The 13,542-nt window shown below is 58.4% G+C and carries 14 protein-coding genes and 1 riboswitch; of the genes, 8 read left to right on the top strand and 6 right to left on the bottom strand.

What is annotated here, in order from left to right; all coding sequences use genetic code 11:
- Positions 1-70 precede the first annotated feature (70 nt).
- Entirely contained in the window at positions 71-1,390 is a 1,320-nt protein-coding gene (locus EOK75_RS15090) for an acetamidase/formamidase family protein (RefSeq protein WP_137194908.1), read from the top strand.
- 111 nt (positions 1,391-1,501) lie between these two features.
- Here EOK75_RS15090 and EOK75_RS15085 read toward each other — a convergent pair whose 3' ends face one another.
- Genes EOK75_RS15085 through phnD form a run of 5 tightly spaced genes read right to left on the bottom strand, consistent with a single transcriptional unit; the run spans position 1,502 to position 5,815 of the window.
- Entirely contained in the window at positions 1,502-2,413 is a 912-nt protein-coding gene (locus EOK75_RS15085; RefSeq protein ID WP_420821950.1) for an HAD-IIA family hydrolase, read from the bottom strand.
- Positions 2,410-3,219 (bottom strand): phosphonate ABC transporter, permease protein PhnE, encoded by an 810-nt coding sequence (phnE, locus tag EOK75_RS15080; protein WP_137194907.1) that lies wholly within the window; start codon positions 3,217-3,219, stop codon positions 2,410-2,412. The genes EOK75_RS15085 and phnE (EOK75_RS15080) overlap by 4 nt, the downstream gene beginning before the upstream one ends.
- Positions 3,216-4,010, bottom strand: a complete 795-nt coding sequence (gene phnE, locus EOK75_RS15075; protein ID WP_137194906.1) for a phosphonate ABC transporter, permease protein PhnE — start codon at positions 4,008-4,010, stop codon at positions 3,216-3,218. The genes phnE (EOK75_RS15080) and phnE (EOK75_RS15075) overlap by 4 nt, the downstream gene beginning before the upstream one ends.
- Positions 4,007-4,777, bottom strand: a complete 771-nt coding sequence (gene phnC / locus EOK75_RS15070) for a phosphonate ABC transporter ATP-binding protein (RefSeq protein ID WP_137194905.1) — start codon at positions 4,775-4,777, stop codon at positions 4,007-4,009. Before phnC ends, phnE (EOK75_RS15075) begins: the two co-directional genes overlap by 4 nt.
- Positions 4,778-4,831: 54 nt before the next feature.
- A complete protein-coding gene (phnD, locus tag EOK75_RS15065) occupies positions 4,832-5,815 on the bottom strand; it encodes a phosphate/phosphite/phosphonate ABC transporter substrate-binding protein (RefSeq protein ID WP_137194904.1) in 984 nt (327 codons plus the stop codon).
- A gap of 136 nt (positions 5,816-5,951) precedes the next feature.
- Here phnD and EOK75_RS15060 point away from each other — a divergent pair, with 136 nt between their 5' ends.
- The 7 genes from EOK75_RS15060 to EOK75_RS15035 all read left to right on the top strand — a co-directional run bounded on the left by EOK75_RS15060 (position 5,952) and on the right by EOK75_RS15035 (position 12,387).
- Positions 5,952-6,737 (top strand): DeoR/GlpR family DNA-binding transcription regulator, encoded by a 786-nt coding sequence (locus EOK75_RS15060; RefSeq protein WP_137194903.1) that lies wholly within the window; start codon positions 5,952-5,954, stop codon positions 6,735-6,737.
- A gap of 277 nt (positions 6,738-7,014) precedes the next feature.
- A complete protein-coding gene (locus tag EOK75_RS15055) occupies positions 7,015-8,127 on the top strand; it encodes a TRAP transporter substrate-binding protein (RefSeq protein WP_137195808.1) in 1,113 nt (370 codons plus the stop codon).
- A 58-nt stretch (positions 8,128-8,185) separates the two neighbouring features.
- Positions 8,186-8,770, top strand: a complete 585-nt coding sequence (locus EOK75_RS15050) for a TRAP transporter small permease subunit (RefSeq protein ID WP_137194902.1) — start codon at positions 8,186-8,188, stop codon at positions 8,768-8,770.
- A complete protein-coding gene (locus EOK75_RS15045; protein WP_137194901.1) occupies positions 8,767-10,188 on the top strand; it encodes a TRAP transporter large permease in 1,422 nt (473 codons plus the stop codon). Before EOK75_RS15050 ends, EOK75_RS15045 begins: the two co-directional genes overlap by 4 nt.
- A complete protein-coding gene (locus EOK75_RS15040; RefSeq protein ID WP_137194900.1) occupies positions 10,178-11,503 on the top strand; it encodes an amidase in 1,326 nt (441 codons plus the stop codon). Before EOK75_RS15045 ends, EOK75_RS15040 begins: the two co-directional genes overlap by 11 nt.
- Positions 11,500-11,658 (top strand): hypothetical protein, encoded by a 159-nt coding sequence (locus tag EOK75_RS20885; RefSeq protein ID WP_168199260.1) that lies wholly within the window; start codon positions 11,500-11,502, stop codon positions 11,656-11,658. Before EOK75_RS15040 ends, EOK75_RS20885 begins: the two co-directional genes overlap by 4 nt.
- A gap of 120 nt (positions 11,659-11,778) precedes the next feature.
- Positions 11,779-12,387 (top strand): inner membrane-spanning protein YciB, encoded by a 609-nt coding sequence (locus EOK75_RS15035; RefSeq protein ID WP_137194899.1) that lies wholly within the window; start codon positions 11,779-11,781, stop codon positions 12,385-12,387.
- A gap of 7 nt (positions 12,388-12,394) precedes the next feature.
- On the opposite strand, the gene EOK75_RS15030 is transcribed toward EOK75_RS15035, so the two are convergent.
- Positions 12,395-13,330, bottom strand: coding sequence for a mechanosensitive ion channel family protein (locus EOK75_RS15030; RefSeq protein WP_137194898.1), 936 nt, complete (start codon positions 13,328-13,330; stop codon positions 12,395-12,397).
- 107 nt (positions 13,331-13,437) lie between these two features.
- Positions 13,438-13,515, top strand: a riboswitch (SAM riboswitch).
- Positions 13,516-13,542: the final 27 nt, after the last annotated feature.

Genomic DNA, 13,542 nt, shown 5'->3' with positions numbered 1-13,542 from the left:
CCCCTTTGGGGGGACCAAGCTTGGTGTGATACGTGCGTGAATTCATGCATCTAAATCGAAAGGAAATACCATGGCAGATGGAAACCCGACCCCCTCGTTACGCCGCAGCATTGTCGTCAACGAGTTCACCAATTCGGTGCTGGATCCCGATCAGCCGATGCTTGGCCCACTTGCCAATGGGGGAACGATCATTGCCAATACCGCGCCGGGCTGTTGGGGGCCAATGATTACCCCACGGCTACGTGGCGGACATGAGGTGACTCGTCCCGTCCATGTTGATGGTGCAGAACCGGGAGATGCGTTGATCGTGCACATCCGGGATGTGACAGTGACATCGCTGGCGACGTCATCTGGGCATGACAGCTCTCCCGAAGGGTTTTGCCTTGGGGACCCGTATGTCGCGGCACGCTGTCCGACCTGTGATGAAGTCTGGCCGGAAACCCATATCGAAGGGATCGGCCCCAAAGCCGTACATTGTGACAAATGCGGCAATTCGGTCACCCCGTTCGAGATTGTGCATGGCTATACGGTCACCTTCGACCCGACCGGAGCCGTAGGCCTGACCCTGCCCAAGACGGCGGCGGACGCCATCGCCAAGGACGCCGCCAACTATGCGGCATTGCCCGATAATTCCCGCCAGCACTCGATCCTGACCTATGCGCCGTCTGATATGCCCGGTGTCATGGTCCGTATGCGCCCCTTCATGGGGCAGCTTGGAACCTGTCCTTCCATCGCGATGCCAGACAGCCATAACGCGGGTGATTTCGGCGCTTTCCTTGAAAACGCTCCGCATGCCTATGGGCTGACGCATGAGCAGATCATCACCAACAAGACAGACGGTCACATGGATATTGACGCGGTCCGCGCAGGTGCGGTTCTGGTGTGTCCGGTCAAGGTTGCCGGTGGCGGGCTTTACATGGGGGATATGCACGCGGGCCAAGGTGACGGCGAGATTGCCGGCCATACGATGGATGTCGCCGGTTCCGTCACGTTGCAGGTTTCGGTGCTAAAAGATTGGCCGATTGATGGTCCGGTCCTCTTCCCACTGCTCGAAGATCTCCCACCTATGGCGCGTCCGTTCTCGACCGCAGAAACCGCCAAAGCGCAGAAGCTCGCGGAGAAATACGGTGTGCAGGCCATCGAGGCCACAGCGCCGATCTCGGTCATCGGGACTGCCGCGGGCATGAATGCCGCGATCGACAACGGCCTTGAAAGAGCCGCCGCATTGCTGAAAATGAGCGTGGCCGAGGTCCGGAATCGTGCAACGATAAATGGCGCAATCGAAATCGGGCGTGCGCCGGGTGTGATCCAGGTGACGTTTCTGGCACCTTTGGCCAAGCTTGATGCGGTCGGTCTTGGCGACATCGCGCGCGAACAATATGGTATCTAAGGTGAAACAAGGGCTAGCAGTCCCTTAACTGCGGGATGCCACATAGAACAGTTACCGGAAGCTTTGCGCTACAATCGCATTGCTTCCGGTTCCGATGAATGGATCTCGCGATTAAATATGCGGGACGATAAAATCGGGAGTGATGCCGGAGGCGTCAATGGCATCATCCACGTTGAGGCCGGCCAGCGATCCGTGCGCGGTCACCAATGCGGTGGCAAACCCTGCTTGACGCCCGCCAAGGATATCGGTGTGGAGCGTGTCCCCGACCATCAGCACTCGGTCGGCCGCGACCGGTGCTGCAAGGCGCGTCATCGCCAGATCAAAAACCTCGGGAAAAGGTTTGCCAAGGAAAGTGGGCGCAATATCCATCCGATCCGCGAGGCGATGGGCGAACCAGCCCGGCTCCAGCGATAGGCCGTTTTCGCGCGGGGCGACCAGATCGGGGTTGCCGACAAAAACGGGACGCGGGGCGCGGGCAAGTGCTGCCTCCAACAGGGTCTGGCGGCGCTCGGTCCAGCCGTCAGCGCCGATCAAGAGGAAGCCGTCAACTTCATCATACGCTGCCGGATCGTCGGTCAGCACGATCGCATCGAGGGTCGCCAGCTCACCCAACGCGACGTTGGGGTTCAGCATCAAGCCCCAGCGCAGTTCCGGCTCTGCCGCGATGCGTTGCAAGAGCGCGTCCCGGCTGGTGACAACCTCGGACTCGGCAAAGTCAAAGCCAAGCTTGTGGTAGCGCGCCATCATATGGGATTTGGGGTAGGCGGCCGAGTTCGAGACAACGGCAACGGATTTCCCCGCGGCGCGCAACGCACGGACCGATGCCGCCGCACCGGGAATCGCGGTTTCCCCGACATTAAGCACCCCATAAGCATCAAAGAGGACCAGATCGAAAGGGGCGGTAATATCGGCGAAAGCAGCCTGTGATGCGCCACCGCGGCCCGTCATCTTTGGCAGGCGGTGGCGCACATTCAGGTAAGCCGCGAAGGCCTTGGCCGGATCAATCGCATGATGCCCTGTCACAGGATCCGCCGCCGCAGGAAGGCCGAGATGACCTCGCCAATGATGACCAGTACAATGATGGCAAGCAGAATGGTCGCGACTTCGGGCCAGTTGAAGGTATCGATGGCCCCTTGCAGGACAATCCCGATACCGCCAGCCCCGACAAGGCCCAGCACGGTGGATTCGCGCAGGTTGATATCCCAACGCAGGATCGCGACCGCCCAAAACGTGGGCATAACTTGCGGCACGATGGCATAGAGGATCACCTTGAAACGCGATGCGCCTGTGGCCTCCAGCGCCTCAACTGGGCGCTTGTCGATTTCCTCGATGGCCTCACCCAAAAGCTTGCCGATAAAGCCGATAGAGCGGAACATGATCGCGATGATGCCGGCAACGACGCCCGGACCGAAGATGGCCACAAATAACAGTGCCCAGATGATCGTATTGACCGAACGCGAGGTCACCAAGATCAACCGCCCCAGCCACAAGGTTGCGCGGTTGGGCGTGGTGTTTTGCGCCGAGATATAGGCGACCGGCAGCGACAAAAGCACCGCAAAGGCGGTCGCAAAGCTGGCGATATTCACCGTATCCCAAAGCACACTTAGGATGCTGGCAAGGTTGCTGGGATCTGGCGGATACATCCGGCCAAACAGATCGCCGATCTGTTCTGGTGCGCCCCAGACCCATGGCCAGATCACCTCAATCGAGGTCAGCGCCCAAGCGATTATTAGTCCGCAGCCAAGCAAGATGGCATAACGTGACATACGTTGTTTGAACGTGAAGCGAGCCCATTCGTCGCGGCCAAACTGTTCTGAAAGACTGGTCATTGGATACGCTTCCGGATGATGCCGCTGATCGCCTCAGAGATAAGGATCACGCCAACGATGACAATTGTGATGGCCAATGCGAAATCGTAATCATAGCGCCCGAATGCATTGGCAAGCGTGGCCCCGATCCCGCCGGCACCTACCAGCCCGACAACAGCCGAGGCGCGCAGGTTCGAATCCAACTGATAGATGGTCAAACCGATCTGGCGCGGTATGATCTGCGGGAAAATCGCATAGATCAACGTAGACAGATAAGGCGCACCGGCGGCGCGCATGGCCTCTACCTGCCCGAAGTCGATCTCTTCGATCCGTTCGGCCAGCATCTTGGCGACAAAACCGATGGAATAGACGATCAGCGTCAACACGCCCGCAAAGGGGCCAAAGCCGACGGCTTTCACAAAGAGGATCGCGACGATAACGGGGTGGAAACTGCGCGCGATGATGATGATGGCGCGGCCCAGATAGAAAACGGGGCGGGGGGCCATATTGCTGGCGGCCATAAAGGCGATAGGAATCGACAAAAGCACCCCGCCGGCCGTGGCAAGCACCGCGATCTTGAGGCTTTCGAGGAAGCCGTCAATCAGCAACTGACTACGCTCAAAGCTGGGAGGAAATGCCCCGCTAAAGATTTTACCCGCCCGTCCGATGCCTTCGGAAACGCGCTGCCAATCGATGGGCATACTCATGCCAACCCAGCCGAAATAGGCGATCACGCCCAGATAGACGGCCCACCGCAGGGCAGGGTTGGCGATAAAGGGGGGCTTGGTCCAGGTGTCGCGCTCGATGCTCATGTCGCGTCCACCTTGCCGCGGTCGGCATGGGGGCTGCCGGCATAGATCTCGTCCATGGCGGCCTGGTCGAGCATGGCGGGCTTGTCGTCAAAGATGATCCGGCCATAGCGCATGCCGACAATCCGGTCGGTATATTCCTTGGCCTCGGTCACATTGTGGATGTTGATCAGCACGGGCAGCTTCAGCTCTCCGGCCAGATCGCGCAGCAAGCCCATGATCTGTTCCGAGGTCTTCGGGTCAAGCGAGGCTGTCGGCTCATCCGCTAGCAAGATATCGGGTTCCTGCATCAGTGCGCGCACGACGCCGACACGTTGACGTTCCCCGCCCGAAAGCTGGTCGGCGCGGGTGTTAGCATATTGCGCAATGCCCACGCGTTCCATCAATTGATAGGCGCGGCGGATATCCTCTTTGGGGTAGCGCCGGGTCATCGCGGCCCATGTCGAAATATAGCCGAGCCGCCCCGATTGCACATTTTCCATTACGGTCAGCCGGTCAACAAGGTTGAAGCCCTGAAAGACCATGCCGATCTTGCGCCGTGCCGCGCGCAGGTCACGGCCGCGCAGGCCGGTCAGCTCAACCCCGTTCAGGTTGATCGAACCGGAGGTCGGCTCTACCAGCCGGTTGATACAGCGCAGTAAGGTGCTTTTGCCCGCCCCCGATGACCCGATGATGGAGACAACACTTTCCCCTTCAATGGTCAGGTCGAGGTTCTTGAGCACCGGATCGCCGTCGCCGTAGCGTTTGACGAGGTCAGTAATTTTCAGCATGTTTGACGCCTTATTAGCGAGGCCGATCCCAAGGACCGGCCTCGACAAGAAAAATTATTCCGCAGCAAGACCTTGTGGTGTGTATTCCACACCGTTTGCCGCTTGGATTTGCCGGATGACAGCCCATTGGTCCTTGTAGGTGATCGGGACGAACTTGCTGACGCCAGCGAATTCCTCACCCAAGGCGGTGCCTGCGAAATCAAAGGTAAAGAAGGCCTCTTTGATTTTGTCCTTCAGCTCCGGTGTAAGGTCGTGGGCCAAGCCGTAAGAGGTCGTCGGGAAGGGATCGCTTTCCCAGATGATGCGCACGTCCGCGGGGTCGTAAAGGCCGCGTTCCGCCATCCGGTCAACAACCTCAGAGGCAACGGGGGCCGCATCATAATCGCCTGCGACAACGCCCAACATGGATTGGTCGTGGCTGCCGGAATAGGTAACCTCATAATCTTCATCGGGGATAACACCCAGATCAGGGAAGAGGGCACGGGGTGCCTGGTTGCCAGAGTTCGACGTGGGCGAGGTATGCGCCACGCGTTTGCCCTTTAGGTCGGGCATTTCCTTGATGTCACTATCGGCTTGCGTATAAACTTGCAGCTTATAGCCGAACTGGCCGTCATCCGCGCCCATGATGGCAAAGGGTTCCACACCGGCAAGGTTGACCGCAAAAGGCGTTGGCCCGGTGGAAAAGCCCGCGATATGCAAACGGCCGGAGCGCATTGCCTCAACCTCGGCAGAGTTTGACTGAACCGCAAAGAATTGCACGTCCTTGCCGGTGACCGCTTTCATGTGGTCAATGAAAGGCGTCCAGATGTCGGCGTAAATTGCGGGGTCCTCAACGGGGGTATAGGCGAAAACCAGCGTCGATGGGTCTTTGAGCTTGCTGGCGTCTGTCGGTGCATCGGCAACAAGGTCGCCGTTTGCGTCACAAAACATGGTATCCAGCGCGCCACGCTCGGCGCAATCCTCTTGTGCGAAGGCGGCCGTGCCGGTCATGGCAAGGGCTGCCAAAAGGCTCGTCGTGAAAATTCTGTCCTTGGACATTTATGTCTCCTCCCTGGTTGTTCCCGCATAGGATCGGCGGGACGATTGTTGTGAATAGCAACACTTTATCTTTCTGTTTGCAACATTTTTCGCTAATAGATTTGGTAATATCCAGAAATATAATCGGGAGACGACAATGAGCGGCGACCCTGATCACCCCAATCTGAAGAAATCGGAGCGTCATACGCAAATCTTGTTGGAGCTGCGATTGGCACCGCATGTGCGCGTTGTTGATCTGGCAGCCAAGTTTGGCGTTACGACCGAAACAGTGCGGCGTGATATTGCGGATCTGAGCGCGCAGGGGCTTTTGCAAAAATCCCATGGCGGGGCATCGCCTTGCGCATCGGGCACGCGTCGGGTGCTGGACGAACGCCAGCGCGAGCGTCTTGAGGAACGGCGGCGGCTGGCCCATAAAGCGGCCCATCTGGTGCAGGACGGTCAGCAATTGATGATCGACGCCGGTTCCACCGTGATGGAGTTTGCCCGCGCGCTTGCCGTTTTGCACAGGCAGGTCACGGTTGTAACGAACAGCTTGCAGGTCGCAATGATCCTTGGGTCGTCCGAGGGGACAACGGTGATCATGACGCCGGGCAGCTATCTGAACGACGAGGCCGCTTTGGTCGGCACCGAGACCTGTGACTTTCTGCGGCGCTATCATGTTGATGCCTGCTATCTGGGGGCTTCGGCCCTAAGCGAGGCGGGCGTAAGCGAGGCAATCGACGGCTTTGCAGCGGTGAAGCGCACGATGATGGAGCAAAGCGCCACGCGGTATTTTTTAATGGATGGCAGCAAATTCGGGCAGCGCCATCTGGTCAAAATCGCGGATATCGCCGAGATCGGGCATCTTGTCACCGATAGGCGCCCCGATGGCGCATTGGCGGCGGCCCTAGGCGCGGAAAACACCAAAATCATCCTGCCGTAATGGCATGCGCGCAAGGGCAAGCCGTGGTCGGTCAGCCTCACGGGCCAAAGTTTAAGCGCGGATCATGTGATAATCTGCGGGGGCAGCATTTTTGTTTACTCGGTCAAATTTCCATCCTAGACATGTTGTGGGAGGAAGAAAGCTTTCCCCTTAACGGGGGCAGCTATATCGGTAGAAGGCCGCCGGATTGGTGGCCTGTGATGTCAAAATGGTCGGTGCCTTTCGTGGCGCCAGACTTGGATAATCTGGGAGGATTGACGTGACAGATACTCGAAATATGGGCCGACGGTCATTTCTGAAAAAATCCGCACTGGGCGGTGGGGCTGCGGGCCTTGGTGCATTGGCCGCACCTGCGGTTTTGGCGCAGGCACCTAAAGTGCTCAAGATGCAATCGGCTTGGCCATCGTCCAACGTCTGGCAAGAAATGGCGCAGGATTATGTGACCCGCGTCGAGGCGATGTCGGGCGGGCGGCTCAAGATTGACCTGTTGCCTGCGGGGGCCGTTGTCGGCGCGTTTCAGGTGCTTGATGCGGTGAATGACGGGCTTTTGGATATCGGCCATGACGTGCCGGTCTATTGGTACGGCAAGCATAAGGCGGCATCGCTTTTTGGCACCGGCCCCGTGTTTGGCGGGTCGGCCACGACGATGATGAACTGGTTTTATGAAGGCGGCGGCAAGGCGCTTTATGATGAGCTGACACAAGACATCATGGGCCTTGATATCGACGGCTATATGGCCTTCCCGATGCCAGCGCAGCCCTTTGGCTGGTTCAAAAATCCCGTCTCCAGCGTGGCAGAGCTTCAGGGCTTCAAATACCGTACTGTAGGTCTGGCCGCTGATCTGATGGCCAAGCTTGGCATGTCGGTGGCCCAGCTTCCGGGCGGCGAAATTGTCCCCGCGATGGAGCGTGGCGTGATCGACGCGTTCGAGTTCAACAACCCGTCCTCGGACCGCGATTTTGGCGCGCAGGATGTGGCCAAGAACTATTTGCTGGCGTCTTATCACCAAGCCTCGGAAAGCTTTGAGTTCCTGTTCAACGGTCTTTTAATGGAGGATCTGGAACCGGATCTGAAAGCGATCCTGATCCACGGGGTTGAGGCGGTTTCCACGGCCAACGTCGCCAAGGCCGCGCGCCGCTATTCCGCCGACCTGAAGTGGCTAGAGGAAGAGGCAGGGGTCAATATCGTCCGCACCTCGGATGAGATTCTGGCCGCCCAGATCGCCGCTTGGGATGAGCTGATCCCAGAGCTGGAGGCCGATCCCTATATGAAGAAGTGCCTCGACAGCCAGCGCGCCTGGGTCAAGGACGTCGTGTTCTATGAGCTGATGAACGCGCCGGATTACGGGCTTGCGTATAATCACTACTTCCCTGATCGCCTGAAGCTTTGATGGCGCGGCCCCCGTCCTTTGCGGCGGGGGCATTTTCGCAAACCTTGGGGAACTTTTAATGTATAGCTATATCCGGTTCGCCGATGCTGTCTCTGCATGGTTCGGCAAAACCTTCGCCTGGCTTATCGTGTTGATGTCTTTTGGCACGGGGTATGAAGTGTTCGTGCGCTACGTCCTTAACAGCCCGACGGCTTGGGCGTTGGATATGTCCTTTATCATGTATGGCACACTTTTCATGATGGGCGGGGCCTATACCTTGTCGCGGCGCGGCCATGTGCGGGGGGATTTCCTTTACCGGCTATGGTCAACACGCTGGCAGGCACGGGTGGATCTGGTGCTATACATCCTGTTCTTTTTCCCCGGCGTTCTGGCCCTGATTTTTGCCGGTTGGAAGTATGCGGCACGGTCGTGGCAATACGGCGAGGTGTCCGTCAGCAGCCCGGCTGGCATCCCGATTTACCAGTTTAAAACCGTGATCGTCGTGGCCGGTGTGTTGCTGTTTATCCAAGGCATTGCCGAGGTATTTCGCTGCATTCACTGTATCCGCACCGGCGAATGGCTAGAGGCGGATGAAGACGTATTCGAGACCGAAGACCTATTGATGCAGCAGGCGAGCAAAGCCGAAAAGGACGCCCATTCATGACCGATCCGCAAATCGCCCTTTTCATGTTGGGGCTGTTTATCGTCTTCGTTTTCCTTGGCTTTCCGATTGCCTTTACGCTGATGGCAATGGGGATCGGCTTTGGCTATTACGCCTATTTCGATACGCGCCGGATGTGGCGATCCTATGATCGGCTGGATGCTGATACGGCCTCATGGTGGGATCAGACCAGCGCTTGGTGGGAGGGGTTATTCAACAGTCGAATATTCGATCTGTTCGTCAACCAAACCTATAATGTCATGAGCAACGAGGTGCTGACAGCCGTGCCGCTGTTCTTGTTCATGGGCTATATTGTCGAGCGTGCCAATATCGTGAACCGGCTGTTTGACACGCTGAATATCGCGTCACGGCGGATGCCGGGCAGCATGGGGGTGGCGGCACTTATCACCTGCGCATTGTTTGCCACGGCCACGGGGATCGTGGGTGCGGTGGTAACTTTGATGGGGTTGCTTGCTCTGCCTGCGATGCTCAAGGCGCGCTATGATCCGTCCTTTGCCAGCGGGATTATCTGTGCAGGCGGCACCTTGGGGATTTTGATCCCGCCGTCGATCATGCTGATCGTCTATGCGGCAGCGTCCAATGTGTCGATCGTGCGGCTTTATGCGGGGGCCTTGCTGCCGGGGTTGACGCTGACGGGGCTGTATCTGGCCTATGTGATCGGGCGGTCGATCCTGCAGCCAAGCGTGGCCCCACGCCCCACCAAAGATGAGGTGCCGGATGTGCCCGCAGCCAAGCTGCTGTGGATGGTCATCACCTCATTCGTGCCGCTGGCCTTCTTGATCCTTTCCGTGCTTGGCTCCATTCTGTTCGGCCTTGCCACGCCCACCGAGGCCGCCTCTATCGGCGCGCTTGGCGGGATCTTGCTTGCGTTTTTGTACCGTGCGATGACATGGCAACGGATGCGCGAAAGCGTCTATCTGACGTTGCGGACCACGGCGATGGTGTGCTGGCTGTTCGTGGGCTCTTATACCTTCAGCTCAGTGTTCTCATACTTGGGCGGAGAGCATGTTATCAGCGAGTTCGTGCAATCGCTTAACCTCACCCCTCTGATGTTCTTGATCCTCGCGCAGGTTATCATCTTTTTGCTGGGCTGGCCGCTGGAATGGTCCGAGATTATCATCATCTTTGTGCCGATTTTCCTGCCGCTTTTGGTGATATTCGAAATTGACCCGCTGTTCTTTGGCGTCTTGGTGGCGTTGAATCTGCAAACCAGTTTCCTGACGCCGCCGATGGCGATGTCGGCCTATTACCTCAAGGGGATCGCGCCGCCGGAAGTGAAGCTGACGCAGATTTTCGCGGGGTGCCTGCCGTTCTTGGGTTGTGTGTTCATCGCGATGATCCTGATGTATGTCTTCCCGCAAATCGTCTTTTATCTGCCGAGCCAGTTTTATGGGAATTGATCGCACTTACACCGATGCCTTGGCCCTGCGGGATGCCTTGGCCAAGGGGGAAACTTCCGTTGCGGATACCGCCGAGGGCTATCTGACACGCATCACTGCAGTCGAGCCGGATATCGGTGCCTTTGCATGGTATGACGCCGATCATATCCGACGTCAGGCCGAGGCGATGGACAATATGCGGCAGGCGGGGCGGCCCATAGGGCCGTTGCACGGGGTTCCGGTCGCATTGAAAGATGTGATCGACACCGCGCGCATTCCCACCGAAAACGGCACGCCGCTGGATGCAGGGCGGGTGCCGCGCATTGATGCCGATCTGGTCAAGCGGCTGAAATCGGCGGGCGCATTGATCATGGGCAAAACCGTATCGACAGAGCTGGCCTTTATGCAGCCCTCCACCACGCGCAACCCGCATGACCCGAACCGAACGCCCGGCGGGTCGTCTTCGGGGTCGGCGGCGGCGGTCTCGGCGGGGATGGTGCCTTTGGCGGTGGGTACGCAAACAGGTGGCTCTGTCATCCGGCCCGCGTCATTTTGCGGAACGACGGGGTTCAAGCCGACGTTCGGCGCGATCTCTACGCAAGGGGCGCTGGTGCAATCGCCCAGCCTTGATACGATGGGCGTCTTTGCCCGCACCCCGCGTGAAGCGGCGCTGATCTGTGATGTGCTGTTTGCACCTGAGCAAAACGGCGTTCCCGTGCCGCCGCCCGGCCTGCTGCGTACTGTGATGGCGGGCGCGCCGTTGCCTCCGATTTTTGCCTGCCTGCAAATGCCGGGATCGGAGCGCGCCGATCCACAAACCCTTGCCGCGATTGCCGAGCTGGGCGCGGCATTGGGGGAGCAGGCGTTCGATATCACCCTTCCCGATCTGTTCGCCAAGGCCGAGGCAGAACGCCGCCGCATCAACCTTGCCGAGATGGCGCGTTGTTACCACGCCTATGCCACGCGGGGCGGGCTTTCCGAGGCCATTACCGAGGCGATTGCCGAGGGGAACACCATCCTTGCCCGCGATTATATCGCCGCACTTGATTGGCCAAAGCTTTTGAATGCCATGCTGGATGAGGTGTTCCAGCGCTGCGATGCGATTTTGTGCCCGGCCGCCCTTGGCCCCGCCCCGGGGCGTGAGACAACCGGCGATCCGCGGTTCAACGGGATCTGGACGCTGTGCGGAACGCCTGCCGTGACCATCCCGATACTGGAGGTGGACGGCATGCCGCTGGGGGTGCAGTTGATCGGCCCACGTGGCGGCGATGCACGGCTGCTGCGCACCGCGCAATGGCTTTACGATTGGATTGATACGGCAGGAGAGACGGCATGAACCGATTTTTATCGATCCTCGCCTTCATCGCATTTGCGGGTTTCATCGGCATTTTGATCCGGGCGGTGCCAAGCCCCGATCTGGTGATCATCTCGCTTTTGACCACGGCTTTGGTGGTTTATGATTTGGTCACATCCTCGGGGCGCAAGGGTTGACGCGGGCCGTTTCCGTGAACCCAAAGCCGTGATCGGCCGCATTGTTCGGTTGGCGTCCCTGCAAAGAAGGGGTAACTAGGCGCAACCGGGGCGGCGATACCAAGGATGATGGGACAACAGATGGCGGAAAAGAAGATCAGCGGCGGGGTGAAGGCGCTCTTGGAGCTGGGGCCGGTGGCTCTGTTTTTCATTGGCTATATCAAGCTGAAAGATCAGGTCTTTACCTTTGGCGGCACCGAATATGACGGGTTCATCGTGGTTACGGCGGCGTTTATTCCGCTGTTGCTGCTGTCGACGGGGATCTTGTGGGCGTTGACTGGCAAGCTTTCAAAGATGCAGATCATGACGGTGGTCTTGGTTGTGGTCTTTGGCGGGCTTTCGGTTTGGTTGAATGACGAGCGGTTCTTCAAGATGAAGCCCACGATGATCTATGCGCTTTTCGCGGGCATCCTTGGCTTTGGCTTGCTGCGCGGTGAATCCTACCTCAAATCCGTAATGGGGGAGATGCTGCCGATGCAACAGGAAGGCTGGATGATCCTCACCAAGCGGTTGGTTTTGTTTTTTGTCACCCTCGCGGTGTTGAACGAGATTATGTGGCGTGGCTTTTCGACCGAGGCTTGGGTGAATTTCAAGACCTTCGGCCTGACGGCGGCGCTGTTTTTGTTTTTCATGACCCAAAGCCGGGTATTTTCGAAATACGGAATCGAGCCGCCGAAAGAAGAGCCGTGAGCCAGACCTAAGCCTCGCGTGCGGGGCGGGGCAGGTTTGCCACCGCCTCGGCCCGCTTTTTGGCCAGCTCTGGCGGGGTTTCATCGCGAAACAGATGGGTTTGCACGTTGAAGGGGATGTCGATGCCGGCATTGTCCAAGGCGCGCTTGACGGATTTAAGCACCTCGACCCGCGTCCCGATGATGGGCCCGTCCGATTTTACCCACCAGCGCAGCCGGATCGTGACCCAAGACGCATCAAGCGACCACGGCAGCGCCTGCGGGGCAGGGTCGGTTTCTAGCCCCTCGATCCCCGCGACAGCGTCCAGCATGACCTGACAGGCATTGTCGATATCATCATCATAGCCGATGCCAAAATCCATTTGCAGCCGACGCGCGGGATAGGCCGTGATCACCTGCACGACATCGGTGTAAAGCTCGGCGTTGGGGATGATCACACGCTGCCCGTCATAGGTTCGGATCAAGGTTGCGCGACTTTCGATGCGCTCTATCGTGCCCGAATGGCCCCCCACCTCGATCTCATCCCCGACACCGAAAGGCTGGCGCAACAGCAACAGCAAACCGGCCAGCCAGTTTTGCAAGATATCCTTGAAGGCAAAGCCGATGGCGACCGTGCCAATCCCAAGCCCTGCAACCAGATCCCCGGGGTTGAGGCTGGGCAGAACGATTGTTAGCGCGATCATCACACCAAAGACGAACACCGACCAGCGGGCAAACCCGGCCAGAATATCCCCCAGATTGTCGCGTTTGCGCGCGGCCGCCGTGCGCTGGATGGCAAAGGCCACACCCCGCGCCACATACCACATAATGACAGCAAAAATCAGTGCGACGACGATATTGGGCAGCAACCCGATCAAACCGTCAAACCACGCATCTATTCGGGCGATTGCCTTATTGGGATCGAGGTCGATCGTCTGTGCCGTCTCGAGTGTGCCTGCTGCCATGTGAACGCTATTCCTTGAAATTTTTTCGCCAAGAGTGGTGACAACGCGCGAGCGGGGGATATGGTTCCCAACCAAGGGGCGTTGACGTTTTGTCGCACCGGGTTTAAGAAAATTGCCGTGGCGCTTTGTTACCGGATTGCGGGCCACGGTAAATAAACCGCTAAAGAGGGTTCGGGCATTGCCTTTGCACCCTCTGAGTCTCCGGGGTTTTA

The sequence above is a fragment of the Pseudorhodobacter turbinis genome (assembly GCF_005234135.1).
GTDB classification, from domain to species: domain Bacteria; phylum Pseudomonadota; class Alphaproteobacteria; order Rhodobacterales; family Rhodobacteraceae; genus Pseudorhodobacter; species Pseudorhodobacter turbinis.
The sequence above is the reverse complement of the archived record's forward strand: the minus strand, read 5'-3'. Positions and strand labels throughout refer to the sequence as shown.